Here is a 19,373-nt window from a genome sequence, read left to right as displayed (position 1 = left end):
GGTCATGCGCGCTGGCCGATCTTGCCTGGGAGTTTCGATGATTGATTCTGTCGATGCGGATATGAACCGTATTTTCACCGTGTGGCACGACACAGTGCGCACGCGCGACCTCGCTGGCACTGCGGCGCTTTATGCCGAGCGCGCGGTACTCGAAACGCCGCTCGCGCTGGCCGTTTATCCCGAGCGAAACAGCGGGTTGGTGGTCGGACGCGACGCTATCCTGACGTTCTTCGAGGATAGCATCCGCAAGTTTCCCAGCGACCTCGCGCAGTGGTATCGCACGGGCGTCTATTTCGTCAACGGCAAGCAGCTTACGTGGGAATATCCACGCGTCGCGCCGGCCGGCGATCAGGTCGACCTGATGGAGATGATGGACATCGATGACGGTCAAATCGTCAGCCACCGTGTGTACTGGGGCTGGCATGGTGTCAAATTGCTCGCCGGCGCGCTCGCCGCGGCGGACGCCCGTGCGTCGCGATAGACGGGGCGACCGCAACGAATGGAAAAAGCACGTGTGGCGAGCGATGTGAAAGGGCGGCGCCGTCTGGTCATCGTCGGTGGTGGCGCGAGCGGCGTCGCCGCGTTCGCGGCTGCGGTCCGTTTCGGCGTCGCGCAGTCGATCGACATCGTCGATCCGCTCGGAATCGGGCGGGGCGTCGCATTCTCGGCGGTCGATCCGGCGCTGCTATGCAATACGTCGGTCGAGACGATGTCGATTCTTGACGACGATCCCGACGATTTCCGCGCCTATCTGCGATCCATCGGCGTGTCCGTGTCGCGCGACGCGTTCGTCGCGCGCCGCCACGTGTCGGACTATCTCGTTTCGCGCTATGCGCATTTCAGCCGGCAGGCCCGAGACGCGGGTATCGATCATCGTCTGGTGAGTGCCGGCGCCCGGTATATCGAAAGAATGCCGACGGGAGGGTACCGTGTCTGGCTCGACGTCGATAGGGCACTCGAGGCGACCGATGTGCTCGTGTGTACCGGTAACGGCGAATCCTATGTACCAGAGTACGTGAAGGCGCACGTCGGCGCGCCACGTATTTTCGCGCGGTTCTACCCGGAGGGAGCGGTGCTCGCGCAGCTCGAGCCGCGATCGCGCGTGCTCGTGCTGGGCAGCAGGCTGACGGCGGTCGACGCGGCGTTGCTGCTGTGCCGCGGCGGTCATTCGGCCGTCATCGCCTCTCCGTCGGGCCGCTTGCCTGCGGTGCGCACGGCGACGACCCGCGTCGCGCCGGTGCCGATCGACGCCGCGGCGTACGCCCGCCTCGATCTGAATTCAAGCGCGCTGTCGTGGCGCCTGATGCGCATCGTCGCGCGTTCGGCGCGCGCGGTGCGCGGGCGCGCGCTGAGCGACCAGGTGGTACGGCTGCGTGATCCGATCGAGCGTCTGCGGCGCGAAGTGACGCTGGCACGCGACGGCGCGACCGACTGGCAGCACATTCTGGTTGCGAACATGGACGCGGTCGAAGCGCGCCTGCGCAGCGAACCGCCCGCGCGTCAGAAGCTGGCGATCGACGCCTGCTCGCGCGCGATGGGCCGATATCTGTTTGCATGCCCGCTCGGGAATGGCGAGACATTGCTCGGCTTTGCGGAGCAAGGGCGGCTGCACGTCAAGACAGGCATGCCGGCGATGCTGCACGAGGCCGGCGGCCGCTGGAGAATCGACTGGCAGGACGGCACTTCGGAGACATACGATGCGGTGGTGTGCGCGACGGGCTTTCAGAAAGCGCCTCTGCGCGCGAGCGAAAGCGCGCTTGCGCTGTCTGCCGACTCGGACGTCGGGGGCGGCGTGCCGCGCGTGTCGACCGACCTCCGGGTCTGGCTCGCGGGCGCCGCTCATCCGGAGCGGATTTGGACGCTCGGCGTCGCGTCCTATCTCGGCGCACCGCTGATCAACGCACTCTATCAGGCTGCGCGACAGAGTGGCGAGTTGTGTCGGCGCTGGCGTGCCGAAGACGAACGCCGCGCTGAGCAAGATACCGTTGCAACGGAGGCAGGATGAAACTGTATGGCGACCGCGGGTCGAGCAACACGCGGCGGGTATTGACTGTCGCAATGCATGAGTCGCTCGATGTCGACTTCACGCTGGTCAATCTGTTCGCCGGCGAGAACCGCACGGAGTCCTATCTCGCATTGAATCCGAACGGAACCATTCCGACGCTGACAGACGGCGTTGTCGTGCTGTTCGAGGCGTCGGCTATTGCGATTTACCTGGCCGAACGTTCTGGCTCCTCATTGTGGCCCTCAGGCACGGCGCGCGTCGACGTGCTCAAATGGATGTTCTGGGCTGCAGAGCATTTCCGGCGCGGGCCCGCAGTGCTGATCGACGAGCGTTTCATCCACCGGCTGCAGGGACGTGAGGAGGATCCGGTCCTGGTCGCCGATGCGCTTCGATCGATTCGCCGGTATGCGCAGGTGCTCGACGACCATCTCCGCGATAGGGCGTTCGTGGTTGGCGACACGCCGACGCTAGCCGATATCGACCTCGCCGCGCCGTTCAGCCACGTACTGCGGACTCGTGCGCCGTTCGGCGACTACCCGCATCTGTCCGCGTGGCATGCACGGCTGTTGGACACGATACCCGCATGGCGCCGGACCGGTGAGGATCTGGAGCGACGTATCGTGGAAATCGAGGCGGCTTTCGCGTCTGGCCGTTACCGTCGGCGACCGGCGTCGCAGGAGGCCGGCGCGCCTGCGTGATACCGCCGCCACGGGCCGCCGGTCAGGCCGTCTCGCGATATTCGGCGAAGCGCGGCGTGCCCCGCTGCGCTTGCGAGTCCAGTTCGGCGTTGCGCTCGATGCCAAAATGTTCACGGAGCGCTTCCCAGCCGGCCGGTGTCACGACGACGACGCGTGTCTCATGACCGCGGGCCATCCATCCCCACGTACAGAATGCGTTCATCAAATGGGCGCCGAGCGCACCGGCGATATGGTATTGCCGCTCGGTCCAGTCGAGGCACCGGTGCGCGTGCCCTGCCTGATTCGCGAATGGCCCCCCGACGTCGAGGCCGAGTTGCTGCAGCCATGAATGCCCGCTCGGTGTGAGTTCGTACGCGTATTCGCCGTGCTCGATGAGGTAGCCGCGCTCGAGCATTCGCTGCGTGACGGCAACGCCGATCTGCCCGGCGAGATGGTCGTAGCAGCAGCGCGCAAAGCGCAATTCCCGTGCGGAACGATTCGGTGTCGTGCGCCATGCCTGCGAGACGGGGCCGACTGACGCGAGGCTCTCGAGCACGCGTGGAACGTGCGGGCCAGCCAGGCTGTAGTAACGATGCCGGCCCTTGCTTTCCACCTTCAGCAGGCCGCCGTCGAGCAGTTTTGCGAGGTGCGAGCTCGCCGTCTGCGCGGTGACGCCGGCGGCTTCCGCAAGCGCGCTCGCCGAACGGGCACAGCCGTCCGTCAGCGTGATCAGAATCACCGCACGCACGGGCTCCGCGATCAGATGGGCCACGGTTGAAATATTGTGCTGACTCACTGCTTCTCTCCGGTTCTATTTATTGTCTTTTCGTATCGCGAACCGATGGTCGATCCGGCACACTTCGATACGCTCCGAAGCATTGTCGATGGGCCCACGCTTATAGTCAACACGCTATTCCGTTGGGGACCTTATTCACGTGAATGAAACAATCGAATATAAGAAAAGCGTGTTGCTGGCGACAAGCCTTAGCTATGTCGTCGTCATACTCGACACGTCGATCGTCAACGTTGCACTCGCGCGGATCGCGGCTACGCTCGGCTCCGACGTATCGGGGCTGCAGTGGGTCGTCAATGCCTATACGCTGACGTTCGCGAGCCTGTTGTTGACCGGGGGCCTGTTAGGTGATCGTCTCGGCGCGAAGAACGTCTATCTGACCGGCTTGCTGGTGTTCGCGGCTGCGTCGGCGCTGTGCGGCGCCGCGCCTGATCTCGCGACACTGGTGGTTGCGCGCGTACTGCAGGGAGTCGGCGCTGCGCTGCTCGTGCCGTGTTCGCTGACGCTGATCAGCACGGCATATCCGGACGCGCAGGAGCGAGCCGGGGCGATCAGCGTTTGGGCCGGCTGCGGCGGCATCGCGATGGCGGCGGGACCACTTGCCGGTGGTCTTCTGATCCACTGGTTCGGATGGCGAAGCATATTTTTCGTGAACGTGCCGCTTGCCATTTGCGGTGCGTGGCTGACGACGCACATTCCGCGCGCGTCGCAGCGCCACGGCGCAGCGCATATGGATATTGCCGGCCAGGTGGCGGCGATCATCGCGCTCGCGAGTTCGGTCGCGATCCTGATCGAAGGCGCGAAACTGGGATGGAGATCGACGCCGATTCTGGGCGGTATCGCGCTGGCCGTTGCAGCATGGTTCGGCTTCGTCGCGATAGAGCGTCGTCGCGCGCAGCCAATGCTTCCGCCCGGCTTGTTTCGTCTTCCCGTGTTTTCGGCATCGGTATTCGTCTCGCTGGTTTCGGCGCTGATTTTCTACGGATTGCTGTTCCTGCTCAGCCTGTATTTCCAGGAGAACCGCGGCTGGCCGCCGTTGCGGACTGGTCTCGCATTCCTGCCGCTGACCGTGCTGGTGACGGCCGGCAGCTTTTCCGCGGGCCGGTTGTGTCGTGCTTACGGCGCGCGCCGTGTCGTGGTCGCGGGCTTCCTGCTCTACGCATCGGGTTTCGCGGGGCTGCTGGCGTTGGCGAGCGATGCGCCGTACTGGCGCGTGGCGTTGTGTTTTCCTGCGGTCGGATTCGGCTCGGGCGTGATTACGCCGGCCGTCACGGCCGCGATGATGGGCGCCGTCGAGAAAAGCCGTGCCGGCATCGCGGCTGGCGTGCTCAATGCGAGCAGGCAAAGCGGCTCCGCATTCGGCGTGGCCATCTTCGGGGCGCTGATGAGCGCCGCGCAGACACCGGGTGGAGGCGTGCGCGTCGCGATCTTCGTTGCGATCGCGCTGTCGCTGGCGGCGGCTGCATGCTGGCGCGTCACGCTCGTGCGGACCGGCCGCGAGCCGAAAGCCGCAGTCTGATTCCATTCACTCGGGCAGTTCAACCAGATCGCCGTCGGGCGCGGTCTGCGACGCCGTGTCGGCGCGCATTTCGTGTCCGGGCCGCCGTTTCGCTGTCGCTTCTTGATTATCTAAGGACTTGAACCATGCGCTACTCGCTTACGGAAGCACCGATGGATGTCGTGGGGATCGGGATCGGTCCCGCCAATCTCAGCCTTGCGGCCCTGCTCAGGCCGCATGGGGCGATTCGCAGTTGCTTTTTCGACCGGCGGGCGGAATTTCAGTGGCACGCAGGACTGATGCTGCCGAACGCCGCGCTGCAGGTTTCGTTTCTGAAGGATCTCGTCAGCCTGGTCGATCCGACCAGCGCGCTGTCGTTCCTGCAGTTTCTGGCGAGCCAGAAGAGGCTGCTTTGTTTCATCAACGCGAATTTCCCGCAGGTCATGCGGCGTGAGTTCAACCAGTACTATCGCTGGGCCTGCGAACAACTGCCGAATCTCGAGTTCAACCGCGAGGTCGAAGCGGTCGAGATCGACGGCGACCTGATTGCCGTGCACGGATCGGACTGGACGCAGACGACGCGTCATCTGGTGCTCGGTACCGGGCAGCAGCCTAGCGTCCCTGATTGCGCGAAGCCGTATCTCGGCACGACGCTCCTCCATGCGTCGCAGTACTTGACCAACAACAACGCGGTGGAGGGCAAGCGCGTCGTCGTGATCGGCGGCGGGCAGACCGGGGCGGAGGTGTTCCAGCACCTGATTTCCGATGCGAGCGCGATGCCTGCGAGCGTCACGTGGGCGTCGCGGCGGTGGAATTTCGCGCCGCTCGACGAATCGTCGTTCACCAACGAGCTCTATACGCCCGGATATGCGGACTATTTCTACGATCTGCCGGCCACGCGTCGCGCGTCGCTGCTGGCCGAGCAGAAACTCGCGAGCGACGGCGTGTCGTCCGCACTGCTCGAGTCGATTTACCGGCGCGTGTACGAATTGCGCCACGTGACGGGTCTGCCGTGCGATCTGCAGTTGCGCCCGGCGCGCGAACTGGTCGCGGTCGCCCGCAACGGAAGCGGCTGGTCGCTGACGCTCAGGCATGCACAGCGCGACGTGCACGAAGCGCTCGAAGCCGACATCGTCGTGCTGTGCACGGGCTACACGTACGGCATGCCCGCGTGCCTCGATCCGATCGCTGACCGGATCGAGTGGGGCACTGACGGCTTCGTCGTCGACCACGACTATGCGATCCGCTGGAACGGTCCGTCCGGCAGCCGCATCTATGTGCAGAACGCCGCGAGGCATCAGCGCGGCATCGCCGACCCGAATCTCGGCCTGATTCCATGGCGTTGCGCGCGCATCATCAACAGCATCGCCGGCGCACAGTGCTATGACCTGGACGAGCGGGCGCCGTTCGTTCATTGGGAGGCGCAGGGCAGGGTCATGCAGCGCGGCGTTCAGGATCTGGAGGTGGTCTCGTGACCAGTACCCGCGGATACGATCAGGCGGCCTGCCAGTCGCTGGCCGCCGCTGCTCCGATCGCGCCTCGCGTCGTCGAAACCGAGGAGGCTGTCGATCTCGCGGGCGTGAGGCTCTTCATGCATGCGTTCTGCGAGCGCATGGCGCAGGCGCCGCTGCGCAGCTCGCGTTTCACGATCGAGCCAGGATGCGGTACGCAGGAAGACCGTCACGCCGTGTACGAGATATGGTTCGTGTCGAGCGGGCAACTCGATGTCTGCTACGACGGTGCATGGCATCGCGTCGACGCGGGACAGACCGTGTTTTTCGAACCATGGCGGCCACATTTTGCGCGCAATGTCGGCGAAGCGGATGCGCAAATCTTTTCGGTATGGTGGCAATGAGCATGATGCGCGAATATGATCTCGCGATCGTCGGCGGCGGTATCGTCGGCGCGTGGACGCTCTATCTTGCACAGCGGCGCTTTCCTCAATGGCGGATCTGTCTCGTGGAGCGATTCCGCGTCGGCGACGGTGCGACTGCACATTCCGCCGGCGTACTGTTGGCGACGGGCGTCACACCGCGAGAGCGGAAGCTTGCGGCGTTAAGCGCCGAACTCTATCGCGAAATTCGGGGCCCGCTCGGGCTGCGTACGACTTCAGCCGATGTGTTCTGGGTGACACAAGCCGCGCGCACAAACGCACTGCAGGAGCTTGCGGTGGATTTCACGATCGGTGGTGCGCATGTGCCGCCTGCAATCCTGCGCGACAAGCTCATCGGCCCGCTTGTGCTTGACGAGACCGAGGTGTTGCTGCGCGGGGGGACGGCGGTCAGTCATGATCCCGCGCTTATTGCGCGGAGCCTGATCGCTGCAAGCATCCGGTCGTCGAATGTGAGTTGCGTTGAAGGCGTAGGTGTGCGCGCGCTGGACGCCGGCGCGTCGGGCGTCGAGTTGCGGCTCGACGACGGCACGACGATGCGTGCAATGCGCGCGGTGGTGGCGGCGGGGCCGTGGCTCGCAGGGGAGCCGTTCAGTGCGTTCGCCGCGGCTGCCTCGGTGCGCGTGAAGAAAGTCGTCGCGCTGCATGTGGACCGCGTTCCGCCGCCGGACGCCGCCGCCGTGTTCTTTGCGCAGTCGGACGCCTATCTGATGCCGTTGCCGGCACGCAATCAGTGGCTATTCAGCTTTCGCGCCGACGAGTGGGACTGCAGGCCGCTCAAGCATGCGCTGGAAATCTCAGCACCGGACCGGTTGCTTGCGATGCGCGTTGTCGAGCGCTATCTGCCCGGATCAAGCGATGCATTCGTGGGCGGACGCGTGTTCTGCGATGCGTATACGCCGAGCGGCGAGCCGCTCGTCGAACGCGTGCCGGGAGTCCCTGTCGTGATCGCCGGCGCGGGTAGCGGCGCCGGTTTCCGGCTTTCGCCCGGTCTTGCCGACGAGGCGTTGCGTCGTTTCGACGCGTGACGTGGTCACGCTGTTCAATGCGAGCTAATTCGAATCCGTGAAATCCGCCATGAAAACCGAGCCCCGAAAATTCTTCCTGATGCCGATTCCGCCGACGCCGAACGGGCGTCTGCATCTCGGCCACATCGCCGGCCCATACCTGCGCATGGACATGCTGGGCCGTCATCTTCGCAGCCACGGCCATCGCGTCGACATCGTATCGGCGGTCGATGGCTTCGATTCTTACGTGCTGTGGAAGGCGCTACAGGAATCGCGCTCCCCGCACGAGGTTTGTCACGACTATCACGATCAGATCGCGCATGATCTGGCGGCACTCGACGTCGAAGTCGACGCATTCGTCGATCTCGTGCAGGGCCCACATGCGGATCGTCATGCGGCGAATGCGCGCCGAGCCGTCGAGCAACTGGTCGAGCGCGGTTTGACCGAAACGGTGGTCGAGAAGGTGCTGTACAGCCGTGCGACGGGCCGCTATCTGGCGGGGGCGTGGCTCGTCGGCCGGTGTCCGCAGTGCGACGCGCCGGCCGGCGGCTACTTCTGCGAGGCATGCGGCGCTCACTTCCGCCCGGAGGCGATGCGCGATCCGGAACCGCGTGTCGGCGATGCGGAACTCGAGTGGCGCGAGGTCGAAAGCCTGTTCCTGCGAATTCCCGACGAGGCCGGGCTTGTGCGCCGTCTCGCATCTTCGGGCGCGCCTCCACAATTCATCGACGTGATTCGCCGGTTTCTCGCGCAGGAGCGCGGCCTCGTGCGGCTGACGGCGCCTGGCGACTGGGGCGTCGCGTGGCCTGCGGATCGCCTCGGCAATCCGCGCGTGCTGTTCGAATCCGGCTGGGAGTACGCGCTGACCTGCGGAGACCTGTGCGCGGACGGGGCGCAAGGCGCGCATCCGATGCAGAGCGACGGCGACGTGACGACGTTCGTCAGTTTCGGCATCGACAACGCAGTGCTGCTGCTTGCAGGCAGCGCGGCCGTGATGGGCGCGTTGCCGGATCGCAAGCCGTTCGACCATGTGTTGACGAACTACTTCTACAATCTGCAGGGCGCGAAATTTTCGACGAGCCGGCTCCATGTCGTGTGGGCTGCCGACATCGTCGAGGCGACACCCGCCTCGAGCGACGCGGTCCGTTACTTTCTCGCGCGCGAGAGCCCAGAAGCTGGCACGGCGAACTTCGACGTCGACGCCTTCATCGGTTTCGTCAACGACGAACTCGTGACGACACTGCAGGAGCGCGTTCGCATGGCAGCCGCTGCGCTGGAGACGATCGTCGGCGAGCCGGTCGGCATCGCGGCGCCATTGCGCGACGCGCTGAGCGCGTCGCTGCATCTGCTCGATGCATCGTTTCGGTTCGACGCGGTGAGCGTGCGATCCGCCTGCGCAGTGCTGCGATCATGGATCGTGCTGCCGAACGTCGATCTGAGCGATGCGGCGCAGGCGTATGGGTGGCTGAAGGGGCTCGCGTGCATCGCCGCGCCGGTGATGCCACGGTTTGCGAACGACCTGTGGTACGCAACAGGGCATGACGGCGCGCCGCGTCGATGCGAATGGTCGACAGCATCCCGACCGCGTGGCGGAATCGCCGGGCGCATATGGTTCACGCCGCTGTCGCGCGATGCGCTCGATCCGTGTCTGCCGCCCGCGCTGGTCCACGAAAAGAGCGCCGCGCATGCGTGAAACGGCGGACGTCGTCGTGGTGGGGGGCGGCACGACCGGGTGCGGCATCGCATGGCATCTAGCGCAGGCGGGCACGAATGTGCGATTGCTCGAACGCGCGGACATTGCGGCCGGCTCATCCGGTGCGTCGCCGGGCATCGTGCGGCTGTACTACGCGGATCCGGCGCTTGTTGCGCTTGCGTCGGACGGATCGCATGCGTATCGCCACTGGAGCGAGACTGTCGGCGGCGATTGCCGGTTCAGGCGCACGGGTTTCCTGACGGCGGTGGCTCCGGAGGACTGGAACGCGACGCATGCGTATGTCGATTCGCTGCGGTCGAAAGGCTTCGCGCTGTCGTTGCTGTCGGTGGACGACATGCGCGGCCTGTGCTCCGATATCGATGCCGAAGGCCTTGCCGGCGCTGTGTACGAAGCCGACGCCGGTTACTGCGATGCGCGCGCGAGCGCACTGGCGTTTGCGCATGGTGCGCGCGCGAGCGGCGCGCAGATCGACACGCGGTGTGAGGTCCGCGGGATCCGCGCGCAGGGCGGCCGCGTCGTGGGTGTCGACACGGACCGCGGCAGCATCGACTGCGCAGTCGTCGTCAATGCAGCAGGGCCGTGGGCGGCGCGTCTCGCGGCGAGCTGCGGGGTGGAACTGCCGATCGCGCCGTCGCGCCAGTGCGTCGCGATTGTCCGAGCCGACGACGGCGGCCGGGCGTCGTTGCCCGGATTTTCGGACCGCCGCGGCGGGTTTTACCTGCGTCCCGATCTGCCTCGGCATTACTTCATCGGATCATTGCAGGCCAGCGATAGCGGTGCAATCGATGTGGACGGTTTCGATACGCGCATGGGCGACGCGGAGCAGCTGCGTTACCGCGTTCGTGCGGCGCGACGATTCGCGCGCATCGACGGCGCGACGCCGGCCGGTAGCCGCGTATCGTTCTTCGACGACACGCCGGACGGCAACCCGCTCTTCGGCGCGGATCCACGGGTGCAAGGGTTGTTCGTCGCGGCGGGATTGTCGGGGCACGGCTTCAAGCTTGCGCCAGTGTTCGGGCAGGGGGTCGCCGACTGGCTGGAGACTGGTCGACTCCGGCCCGAGTTGCGGGCATTCGACGTCATGCGCTTCGAGAAGTGTGCATTGCGATGACGTGAGAATCGGAATCAAATCGCCGAAGCAACAAAAAAACCGCGAAGCGTTGCGCTGTCGCGGTTTTTTGCACATGCCCGAAACATGGAGAAACCATGTTTGGTGCCGACGGCGAGACTCGAACTCGCACAGCTTTCGCCACTACCCCCTCAAGATAGCGTGTCTACCAATTTCACCACGTCGGCACTGCAGGGGCGCAATTCTAGCGTCACATTGCGCATTTGTGAAGGGGGTGTGACACGATCGCGAGAGGGCGAAAGCGATCCCGGTAGAATTCGTCCGATCGACGCCGATAATCCTCGCAACTACCGCCACCCGTTTTCTCCCGTGACCCACACCCTCGAACAACTGCAGACCGGCCAGCTGGCGGGCGCCCGGCAACTCAAGCTCGCGTGCGGGCTGACCGAATTTCCGCGCGAGATCTTCGATCTGGCGGACACGCTCGAAGTGCTCGACCTGTCCGGCAATGCGCTGTCCGCGCTGCCGGACGACCTGTCGCGGCTGCATCGCCTGCGCATCCTGTTCGCGTCCGGCAACGATTTCACCGAATTCCCCGAAGTCCTCGGCACGTGCGCGAAGCTCGACATGATCGGCTTCAAGGCGAACCGGATCCGCACGGTGCCGCGCGGTTCGCTGCCGCGCGCGCTGCGCTGGCTGATCCTGACCGATAACGCAATCGACGCACTGCCGGCCGATATCGGCGACTGTTCGCGCTTGCAGAAGCTAATGCTCGCGGGCAACCGGCTACGTGCATTGCCCGCCGAAATGGCCGCGTGCCGTTCGCTCGAACTGATCCGGTTGTCGGCGAACCGGCTCGACGCGCTGCCGGAGTGGCTGCTGCGTCTGCCGCGCCTCGCATGGCTCGCGTCAGCGGGTAACCCGTTCGGTGCCGTGCCGGAGGCCGCCGCGTCGGCCGAGCCTGGCGTCGCGGACATCGACTGGACGTCACTCACCTGCGACCAGAAGCTCGGTGAAGGCGCATCGGGCGTCATCTACCGCGCGCAGTGGCGCCCGGACGGCCACGCGCCGCGAGCGGTCGCGGTCAAGCTGTTCAAGGGCGCGGTGACGAGCGACGGCCTGCCCGACTGCGAGATGGCCGCCTGCCTGCACGCCGGCCTTCACCCGAACATGATTCCGGTGATCGGCAAGGTGCGCGGTCATCCGGACGGCACGCACGGGCTCGTGATGGAACTGGTCGATCCGGCGCTGACGAACCTCGCCGGGCCGCCGAGCTTCGCGTCCTGTACGCGCGACGTGTATGCGGCCGACGCACGATTCGAGCCGGCCGCGGCAGCGCGGATCGCGCTCGGCATCGCGTCGGTCGCCGCGCATCTGCATGCGCGCGGCATCATGCACGGCGACCTGTACGCGCACAACATCCTGCACGACGGCAAGGGCGGTGCGCTGCTCGGCGATTTCGGCGCGGCGTCGGTCTACGACGTGAACGACCGCGTGCGCGCGGCGCGGCTCGAACGGCTGGAAGTCAGGGCGTTCGGTTATCTGCTCGGCGAACTGCTGGCGCGCTGCGAGCCGCGTGCATGGGAAGGTTCGCACGCACTCGAAGCGCTGGCGGCCGCGTGTCTGAGCGAGGATATCGATGCGCGGCCTTCGTTCGGTGAGGTGTTGGCCGTATTGGCTGCGTCGAAGGCCTGACGGGGTTGCCTTTTGTTTCGGCGCAGGCCGTCGCCGTGCGAATCGTCACGCTTGCCGCGCGGTCAGCAGTTTGATCCCGAGCCCGACGAACAGCAATCCGCTGGCGCGCTCGGCCTCATGCGGTCACGGACCGACGCCGAAGCTGCGATAAAGCCGGCGCACGCCGAACGAATAGACGCTGTGAACGCGACGCCGGTGCCGGCGATCAGCTCCCGCCGCGCACGCAATAGGCAGCGATCGACGACGGCGTATCGATCGCGGCCGGCCGCGTGATCCATGCGATCCACGCCGCCCATAACCCGCAGACGATCAATACGGCGATATTCAGCGGCGTGCGATAGCGGACGATCAGGTCAGCCAGCGGCAAGCGTTCTTTCCTCATGTGCGTTTCTCCTCGATCGTCGCGTATGCGGCGTTACTGGCCGGCGTAGGAAGGCGCCTTCGCGTCGCAGGTCACGGACACCGTCGAGCCGTCGGCGAAATGCAGCCGGAACGGCACCTTCGCGCCGGGCGCGACCGGCTGGCGCGGTTCCTCCAGCATCACGTGATAGCTCTTCGGCTTGAATGTCACCGTGCCGTGCGCGGGCACGTCGACCGCGTCGACGTGAACCATCTTCGCGGTACTGCCGGCCGTCTGCGTTTCGTGGATCATCGCCATCCCGAACGCGGGCGTATCGATGCTCGTGAGGGTGACGGGCTTGTCGCCATCGTTCTTCAGCGTGAAGTAACCGGACGACGGCACCGTCGCCGGCATCGTGCGGATCCAGCACGCATCGGCCTGTACGGTTGACGCGGCGAACGTGGCGGGCGCTTGGAGCGCGAGCAGTGCAAACAGCAGGCTGGTCGGAATCGAGCGTTTCATCGAGTGTGTTCCTGATCGGGTAGGGAAGCGTGTCGCGCGGGTCGCGTATGCGTTACTTCAGCGTGAACGTATAGCGGCCCTGCGTGCGATGGCCGTCGCTCGCCACCGCGATCCACGCGACCGTATACGTACCGGCCGCGAGGTGGGTCAGCGCAACCTGCATCCGCTTCCGGTTGCCGGCATCGACCGCGGATTTCCCGTCGGCGACCGACTGGCCGTGGCTGTCGGTAACCGCGATGGAACTGAATGCGGGCTCGAGCGTTTCGCTGAAGTCGATCGTGACCGCGGGTGGCGCGCTCGACAACGTGGCGTCGGCGGCCGGTTCCATGGTTTTCGGGTGCGCGTGCGCATGCGCGGCCTGTGCGATGACGAAGCCGAGTGCGACGAGTGCGCCGCGCAGGAAAGCAGTGGTTTTCATGATGGGATGATCCGGTTGGAAATGACAAGGAGAACGATGCATTCGACGTGCGGCCGCGTGTTCGCGCACGCGTGACCGCTAGAAGCGGGCGAGCGCATGCACGGCACGACGCCGCGAGCAATAGGGTCCAACATCAGCGTCCTTCGAAACGTGACACGGCATGCACGCGCCGCGCGCGTGCGGACGGCGCGATGCGCTACGGCATCACGCGCAGTGACGACGAATCAGGACGCGAACGGCGGGGCGCGCGGTTGCGCGGCCGTGAGCGGCAGCGCGCGGCGCAGGCTTTCGAAGCGGGTGGCTGCGCGATGCTGGAGGAGGTGAACGTGGGCCGCGAACGTGAGTTCGGGCGCGGGCAAGGCGGGCGTATGGGCCAGCAGGTTGCAGTAGCCGCAAGCCTGCAGATGGGCCTGCAGTCGCTTCGACGACGCATCGCCGGCGTGGTCGCCGCCAGCCGGGCCGGCGGTGCAGTAACCGGCGAGCAGCGCGTCGACGCGGTCGTGTGTGGTCAGCGCCTGCGAGATCGTCGGCGCGAGCGCGGTCATCAGGATGGCGAGCATCCCGATCAGACTGACGATCTTCCGAAGTCGACGACTCAGCATGCGGTGCGCGGCGGCGTAAGGGCGACGATGGAGCGGATTATGCCACGCACGTCGATGCGCATGTCGGCCGGGGCATGCGGCGTGGTGGCACGCTATCCGTGCTAGCCGTGCTTCGCCAGATATTTCGTGATCAGCATCATCTGGGCGGCCCAGCCCTGGTCGTTCATCTCGCGCGCCTTCGCACGGCGCGCTTCGATCAGTTGATCGAAGCCCGTTTCGGTGACCGTCAGCAGCGTGCCGCCATTGGTTTCCGCGAGCGTGAAGCTGACGAGCGTCATCGGCTCGGACGCGTAGTCGAAGTTCGGATCGATCGCGAACGGATGCCAGCGAAAGGAGAACAGTTGCTTCGGCTCGATGCGATCGACGACGATTTCGAATACAGTGCCCGCATACGGCTCCTGTGCCTTGGCGACGTCGTCGTCGACGAGCGTGGGCGTGATGCGGCCGAACATCGACTGGCCGGCCACGAACGGCCCGTCGAACGTCACGCCGAACCAGGTGCCGAATTCCCCGGCATTGCTGACGGCTTCCCAGACGCGCGCCAGCGGCGCGGCAAGCAGGGTTTGTTTCTCGATGCGATCGGTTGGCTGGGTCATCACGTTCTCCAGGCAGGCATCATCGTTGCAGGACGGCGCGCGGCCGCGCGCCGCATTCAGTCGATCATCTCCGCATCGGGCACGTCGAGCACGACATCGGAGGTCGCGACGGCCACGCACGGCAGCGTATAGCCGTCGGCCTTTTCCTCGCGGGAGAGCCCCGGCCATTCGATCGTGTAGCGTACGCTTCCGCTGACGATCCTGCACAGGCAGCTTCGACACGTGCCGTTGCGGCACGAACGCGGCAGCCTGACGTGCGCGAACGCGGCCGCCTCGAGCAGCGTCAGCGAATCGGGAGCGTCGAACGTCGCGCCGAGCGGTTCGATGCGCACGAGAGGCGGGTGGTCGGGATCGGTCATGGGTCGAAGCGGGCGGCGCGGGCGGCAACAAGGTAAGGCAAGGCAAGCGCCAAGCATACCCGAAGCCGTCAGCGGCCGGCCCCGACGTCAGTGTCGCCGCAGGTAGCGGTACACGGTGTTGCGCGCGAGCCCGAGCTCACGCGCGGCGGCCGATACGTTGCCGCCATGCCGCGCGAGCACCGCGTCGATCACCGCGGCCTGATGGCTCTGCAGCGTCGTCGCTGCGCGCGTGTCGGCCGGTGCTTTCGCTGCGGGCGAGTCGTCGCAGTCGAGCCAGAAATCGTCGGGCAAGTGCGCGAGCGTGATTTCGGGTTCGTCCTCGGCGAGCATGCCGGCCGTACGCAGCACGTTGGTCATTTGCCGCAGGTTGCCGGGCCAGCGGTGCCGCATGAACGCGTCGAGCACGTCGGCCGCGACGCGGCCCGGCATCGGTTCGCTGCGCGCGAGCCGCGCGAGGATCCGCTCGACCAGCGCGGGCAGGTCGGTGCGTGCGGCGAGCGCCGGCAGCGTGACCGCGAGTCCGTTGATCCGGTAGAACAGGTCTTCGCGGAACGTGCCTTCCGCGATCATCGCGCGCAGGTCGCGGTGGGTCGCGCAGACCACGCGCACGTCGACCGGCACCGCGCGTGCGCCGCCGAGCGGCATCACCGCGCGCTCCTGCAGCACGCGCATCAGCCTGACCTGCTGTGCGAGCGGCATGTCGCCGATTTCGTCGAGAAACAGCGTGCCGCCGTCGGCCTGCGCGATCTTGCCGGGGCTGCCGCGCTTGCGCGCGCCGGTGAATGCGCCGTCCTCGTAGCCGAACAGTTCGGCCTCGATCAGCGAATCCGGCAGCGCCGCGCAGTTGACCGCGACGAACGGTCCGTCCGCGCGCGGCGACGCCTGGTGCAGCGCACGCGCTAGCCATTCCTTGCCGGTGCCGGTCTGGCCGAGGATCAGCAGCGGCAGGTCGCGTCCGCGGATCTTCGCGACGCGTTCGAGCACGGCGGCCATCCGCGCATCGCCGGTGTCGAGCGTCGCGAACGTGATGGCGTCGGGTTCCGGCGCGCGCATGCGCACGGCGGGGGCGGGCGGCGAGACGGCGATGGCCGTCTTGTGCGCTTCCGCGAATTCGCAGCGCGCGAGCACGCGCACGCCGGTCGACAGCGTCAGTCGGAACGGTGCGCCGGCGGCGCGGGCCGCCTGCTGCGCGAGTTCGCCAAAGTGCATGCCGAACAGTGCGTCGCAGCCGTGATGCTGCAACGCATCGAACGTGGCGCCAAGCTGGAATTGCGCGCTGCGATTCGCGGCGATCAGCCCGCCGTCGGGGCCGAACGCGACGAGCCCGGCGAACAGCGAGTCGACGCAATCCTCGTGTGCATGGAAGCGCAGCCGCAGCGCTTCCGCGCACTGGTTCGCGAACAGGTGGTTCTCGATCAGTTGCGCGGACATCCGAACGAGCGCGAGCGTATGGGGGCTGAAGCCGCGCGGGTCGCCGCTCACGTCGAGCGTCCCGAGCGTGCGACCGAACGGGTCAATGATCGGCGCGCACGAGCAGGTGAGGATATGGTTCGCGCGCAGGAAGTGTTCGGACCCATGCACGGCGAGCGCCTGGCCCGACGCGAGCGCGGTGCCGATCGCGTTGGTGCCGCGTGCGCCTTCGGCCCACGACACGCCGGTGCACAGCGCGACGCGGTTGGCTTTCTCGATGAAGTCCGCGTCGCCGATGCTGTGCAGGATCACGCCGTCGGCATCGGTGAGCAGCACGAGGCTTTGCGTGTCGGCGATCTGCGCGTGGAGGTTCTCCATCACGGGGCGCGCGTGGGCGAACAGCGCGTGGTTCGTGTCGAGCAGCTCGCGCAGCGCGACGCGCGACAGCGGCGAGAAATCGGGGCGCTCGTTGGCGCGCAGGCCGACCGCGGTCGAACGGGCATGCGCCTGCGCGAGCAGGTCGTTGCGGCCCGCGGTGGCGGGCAGCACGAAAGGTTGAGGCATGTCTTGTCTCCTGTCGGCCAGAGTTAGCGCTTGAGCGCTTACGCTGGTCTCATGCTTCGCGGTCGGCCAAAGTTGGCGCTTCAGCGCTTGCTCGGGCTCCATGCTTCGCGGTCGGCCCAAGTTGGCGCCTCAGCACTTGCTCTGGTCCCATGCTTCGCGGTCGTCCCAGCTTGGCACTTCAGCGCTCACTTGGGCCTCGCGCTTCGCAGTCGACCCAGCCCGGCACTTCAGCGCGCTTGTCTGGGCCCCTGCATCGCAATCGACCTACCTTGCGCCTTGCACCGCACCATCCGTCACCCGGGCCGCCACCATCGATATCGCCTCATCATACAAGCGCGGCGCGCGTTGTGCGACTGAGTATAAAAACCCCTTGCTTTTAAGCACCCGCCTGCAATGATGAAAGCGGAGCACGCACGCGCCGTGTTCCGCATCGCAACATGCATGCGACGTGACATGCATCCGTTCGGGAGACGCATCATGGTTCGGACGGAACTGAGAGTCGTGCTGGCGGCCATCGCCACCTTCATCATGCTGGGCGGCATTGCCGTGGCGATCCACGGTTTGCTGTTCGACTTGGCCGACGCGGTGCAATACGGGGCCGCCGCCATTGCGGTAGGCGCCACGACCGCCGCGATCTCGCTGAACATCTGGCCCACCGACCCTCACTGACGCCATTCGGAAAACGGTGTCGGATGTTGCGCTGGTCAGAGGAAATGCGCGTCGAAACGACGCGTGTCGTAAATGTTGCCTCCTGCGCGAAACCGTCTAAAGTGGAATGCAACCGGCATGCATTGTCCGCGCCATACCCTCCGTGGATCGTGCCTCCGCCGGCGAGCCCGCGTACATTTTTCGTCCGGCCGGTAGCGGACGACGGACGCGGTCATTTGCTTTCTACCGGCCGATAGGCGGCTCCCATGCAAATTCATTTCACGAATGAGAAGCCCGAATATTCGGGGCGCGACCTGATGCTTGGATTCACGGCGTTGGTCAATGGCGAGCGCGTCCAATGTCAGATCACCGCCGAGGCGCTGGAGGACCATTTCGGTGCGGCGTCGCCGCGCTTCGAGGACATGGTCGGTGCGTACGATCAGCATCGCGAGCGTATCGAGGCGGCCGCGCGGCGGCTGCTGTCCGAAACGCGCGCGCAATGCCTGACGCTGCGCAGCGGCTACGTGCGCTTCTACGAGGCGAACTGGCGCTGAACCGGACGACCGGGCAGCGACGGAGCGGGCGCCGGATACCGGCGCCCGTGTCGTATCGGCGCATGCTGGTCCTCAGTCCCGCTTGGGGCGGATGGCACGATGCCAACATCGTGCGGCGCGATAGCGTGCGTGCGTTCCGTTTCCGTCAATCGGCCCCGATGAGCGCATACGCGCCGTCGGTTGCACCATTCGTGCGCGCAATACGTGCGAAGCCCGTGTCGGCGAGGTGCATGCCCGCGATCAACACGTTGTCCGAAGCGACTTCGGCGAGCGTGGCCGCGCGCGTCGCGGAAGCCTGAGACGGATCCTGGTCGAACGTGATCGACACGTCGGGCCGGGCGACCTGGATCGGCGCGAAATGCACGAGATCACCCCAGATCAGCAGGCGCTGGCCGCGCGATTCAACGCGATAGCCGGTGTGGCCCGGCGTGTGCCCCGGTAACGGTACCGCGACGATGCCGGGCAGTACGTCGCCTGCGTCGATCATCCGGAGTTGCGCGCGGTAAGCGTCGAACGTCCGTCGTGCGATCTGGAAATTGAAACGCGCGCGTTCACTTGCCCGCTCGTACGCGTCGTCGTCCAGCCAGAACGCGCGTTCCCGTCCATGAATGAGTACCGCCGCTTGCGCAAAGGCCGGCTGTCCGTCCGCGTCGAGCAGCCCGCCGATGTGATCGGGATGCGCGTGCGTGAGCAGGATCGTGTCGATGTCGCGTGCATCGATACCGGCGTGCGCCAGCGACGCACGCAAACGGCCGCCCCAGTTCCGGATGCCGCCGGCACCGGTGTCGACGAGCACGGTGCGGCCGTTCCCGCGTATCACGTAGCAGTTGATGTTGACGTCCGACGGCGCGAGGATGCCGGCGCGATGCATGATGCCGGTCGCATCGTCCACGTCGATGTTCGACAGCAGGTCGAGGCCGGCCGTCAGCGTGCCGTCGCTGATCGCGGTGACCGAGAAATCGCCGACCTGACGACGCGGAAACGACAGGCGGGGAATGAGTGTGCTCATGG

General features: G+C 66.1%; 21 protein-coding genes and 1 tRNA gene. 12 read left to right on the top strand and 10 right to left on the bottom strand.

The window, feature by feature from the left end; translation table 11 throughout:
* The first annotated feature begins 37 nt into the window (after window positions 1–37).
* Genes ACP26O_RS19690 through ACP26O_RS19680 form a run of 3 tightly spaced genes read left to right on the top strand, consistent with a single transcriptional unit; the run spans window position 38 to window position 2,703 of the window.
* Entirely contained in the window at window positions 38–481 is a 444-nt protein-coding gene (locus ACP26O_RS19690; protein ID WP_175663382.1) for a nuclear transport factor 2 family protein, read from the top strand.
* An 18-nt stretch (window positions 482–499) separates the two neighbouring features.
* Window positions 500–2,005, top strand: coding sequence for an FAD/NAD(P)-binding protein (locus ACP26O_RS19685; RefSeq protein WP_175663383.1), 1,506 nt, complete (start codon window positions 500–502; stop codon window positions 2,003–2,005).
* The gene (locus tag ACP26O_RS19680; protein WP_175663384.1) at window positions 2,002–2,703 is read left to right on the top strand and encodes a glutathione S-transferase family protein; all 702 of its coding nucleotides are present in this window, start codon (window positions 2,002–2,004) and stop codon (window positions 2,701–2,703) included. The genes ACP26O_RS19685 and ACP26O_RS19680 overlap by 4 nt, the downstream gene beginning before the upstream one ends.
* Window positions 2,704–2,725: 22 nt before the next feature.
* Here the strand turns inward: ACP26O_RS19680 and ACP26O_RS19675 are convergent, their stop codons facing one another.
* Window positions 2,726–3,478: an ArsR/SmtB family transcription factor gene (locus ACP26O_RS19675; RefSeq protein WP_175663385.1), complete on the bottom strand. Its 753-nt coding sequence runs from the start codon at window positions 3,476–3,478 to the stop codon at window positions 2,726–2,728.
* Window positions 3,479–3,647: 169 nt separating this feature from the next.
* Here ACP26O_RS19675 and ACP26O_RS19670 point away from each other — a divergent pair, with 169 nt between their 5' ends.
* The 6 genes from ACP26O_RS19670 (at window position 3,648) to ACP26O_RS19645 (ending at window position 10,696) form a co-directional block, all read left to right on the top strand.
* Window positions 3,648–4,994: an MFS transporter gene (locus ACP26O_RS19670; RefSeq protein WP_244098942.1), complete on the top strand. Its 1,347-nt coding sequence runs from the start codon at window positions 3,648–3,650 to the stop codon at window positions 4,992–4,994.
* A 125-nt stretch (window positions 4,995–5,119) separates the two neighbouring features.
* Entirely contained in the window at window positions 5,120–6,448 is a 1,329-nt protein-coding gene (locus ACP26O_RS19665) for a SidA/IucD/PvdA family monooxygenase (RefSeq protein ID WP_175663386.1), read from the top strand.
* Entirely contained in the window at window positions 6,445–6,828 is a 384-nt protein-coding gene (locus tag ACP26O_RS19660) for a cupin domain-containing protein (protein ID WP_244098943.1), read from the top strand. Before ACP26O_RS19665 ends, ACP26O_RS19660 begins: the two co-directional genes overlap by 4 nt.
* Window positions 6,825–7,892, top strand: a complete 1,068-nt coding sequence (locus ACP26O_RS19655) for an NAD(P)/FAD-dependent oxidoreductase (protein ID WP_244098944.1) — start codon at window positions 6,825–6,827, stop codon at window positions 7,890–7,892. Before ACP26O_RS19660 ends, ACP26O_RS19655 begins: the two co-directional genes overlap by 4 nt.
* A 49-nt stretch (window positions 7,893–7,941) precedes the next feature.
* The gene (locus ACP26O_RS19650) at window positions 7,942–9,564 is read left to right on the top strand and encodes a methionine--tRNA ligase (protein ID WP_175663387.1); all 1,623 of its coding nucleotides are present in this window, start codon (window positions 7,942–7,944) and stop codon (window positions 9,562–9,564) included.
* Window positions 9,503–10,696, top strand: coding sequence for an NAD(P)/FAD-dependent oxidoreductase (locus tag ACP26O_RS19645; protein WP_426356394.1), 1,194 nt, complete (start codon window positions 9,503–9,505; stop codon window positions 10,694–10,696). The genes ACP26O_RS19650 and ACP26O_RS19645 overlap by 62 nt, the downstream gene beginning before the upstream one ends.
* 100 nt (window positions 10,697–10,796) lie before the next feature.
* Here the strand turns inward: ACP26O_RS19645 and ACP26O_RS19640 are convergent.
* Window positions 10,797–10,881, bottom strand: a tRNA-Leu gene (locus ACP26O_RS19640).
* 142 nt (window positions 10,882–11,023) lie between these two features.
* Between ACP26O_RS19640 and ACP26O_RS19635 the strand changes: the two genes are divergently transcribed.
* A complete protein-coding gene (locus ACP26O_RS19635; RefSeq protein WP_175663389.1) occupies window positions 11,024–12,349 on the top strand; it encodes a leucine-rich repeat-containing protein kinase family protein in 1,326 nt (441 codons plus the stop codon).
* A gap of 205 nt (window positions 12,350–12,554) precedes the next feature.
* Here the strand turns inward: ACP26O_RS19635 and ACP26O_RS19630 are convergent, their stop codons facing one another.
* From ACP26O_RS19630 to ACP26O_RS19600, 7 genes are all read right to left on the bottom strand, one after another.
* Window positions 12,555–12,731 carry a hypothetical protein gene (locus ACP26O_RS19630; protein ID WP_175663390.1) on the bottom strand — a complete coding sequence of 59 codons (177 nt, stop codon included), beginning with the start codon at window positions 12,729–12,731 and terminating at the stop codon, window positions 12,555–12,557.
* Between the two features lie 33 nt (window positions 12,732–12,764).
* A complete protein-coding gene (locus ACP26O_RS19625) occupies window positions 12,765–13,211 on the bottom strand; it encodes a copper chaperone PCu(A)C (protein WP_175663391.1) in 447 nt (148 codons plus the stop codon).
* A 52-nt stretch (window positions 13,212–13,263) separates the two neighbouring features.
* A complete protein-coding gene (copC, locus tag ACP26O_RS19620; RefSeq protein ID WP_175663392.1) occupies window positions 13,264–13,629 on the bottom strand; it encodes a copper homeostasis periplasmic binding protein CopC in 366 nt (121 codons plus the stop codon).
* Between the two features lie 224 nt (window positions 13,630–13,853).
* Window positions 13,854–14,231, bottom strand: a complete 378-nt coding sequence (locus ACP26O_RS19615; protein ID WP_011659386.1) for a DUF2946 domain-containing protein — start codon at window positions 14,229–14,231, stop codon at window positions 13,854–13,856.
* A 101-nt stretch (window positions 14,232–14,332) separates the two neighbouring features.
* The gene (locus ACP26O_RS19610) at window positions 14,333–14,827 is read right to left on the bottom strand and encodes an SRPBCC family protein (protein ID WP_175663393.1); all 495 of its coding nucleotides are present in this window, start codon (window positions 14,825–14,827) and stop codon (window positions 14,333–14,335) included.
* Between the two features lie 56 nt (window positions 14,828–14,883).
* Window positions 14,884–15,186: a 2Fe-2S iron-sulfur cluster-binding protein gene (locus ACP26O_RS19605; protein WP_011659384.1), complete on the bottom strand. Its 303-nt coding sequence runs from the start codon at window positions 15,184–15,186 to the stop codon at window positions 14,884–14,886.
* Between the two features lie 87 nt (window positions 15,187–15,273).
* Window positions 15,274–17,160 (bottom strand): sigma-54-dependent Fis family transcriptional regulator, encoded by a 1,887-nt coding sequence (locus ACP26O_RS19600; protein WP_175663394.1) that lies wholly within the window; start codon window positions 17,158–17,160, stop codon window positions 15,274–15,276.
* A gap of 477 nt (window positions 17,161–17,637) precedes the next feature.
* Between ACP26O_RS19600 and ACP26O_RS19595 the strand changes: the two genes are divergently transcribed.
* Both ACP26O_RS19595 and ACP26O_RS19590 read left to right on the top strand, forming a co-directional pair.
* Window positions 17,638–17,829 carry a DUF2964 family protein gene (locus tag ACP26O_RS19595; protein WP_041491684.1) on the top strand — a complete coding sequence of 64 codons (192 nt, stop codon included), beginning with the start codon at window positions 17,638–17,640 and terminating at the stop codon, window positions 17,827–17,829.
* Window positions 17,830–18,074: 245 nt separating this feature from the next.
* Complete coding sequence (locus ACP26O_RS19590) at window positions 18,075–18,362, top strand: DUF1488 domain-containing protein (RefSeq protein ID WP_011659381.1); 288 nt, start codon at window positions 18,075–18,077, stop codon at window positions 18,360–18,362.
* 145 nt (window positions 18,363–18,507) lie between these two features.
* On the opposite strand, the gene ACP26O_RS19585 is transcribed toward ACP26O_RS19590, so the two are convergent.
* Window positions 18,508–19,371: an MBL fold metallo-hydrolase gene (locus ACP26O_RS19585; RefSeq protein ID WP_175663395.1), complete on the bottom strand. Its 864-nt coding sequence runs from the start codon at window positions 19,369–19,371 to the stop codon at window positions 18,508–18,510.
* Window positions 19,372–19,373: the final 2 nt, after the last annotated feature.

Origin of the sequence: Burkholderia sp. R-40 (genome assembly GCF_049942845.1) — a bacterium.
Lineage (GTDB): Bacteria > Pseudomonadota > Gammaproteobacteria > Burkholderiales > Burkholderiaceae > Burkholderia > Burkholderia ambifaria.
This window is presented reverse-complemented; position numbering and strand designations above follow the sequence as displayed.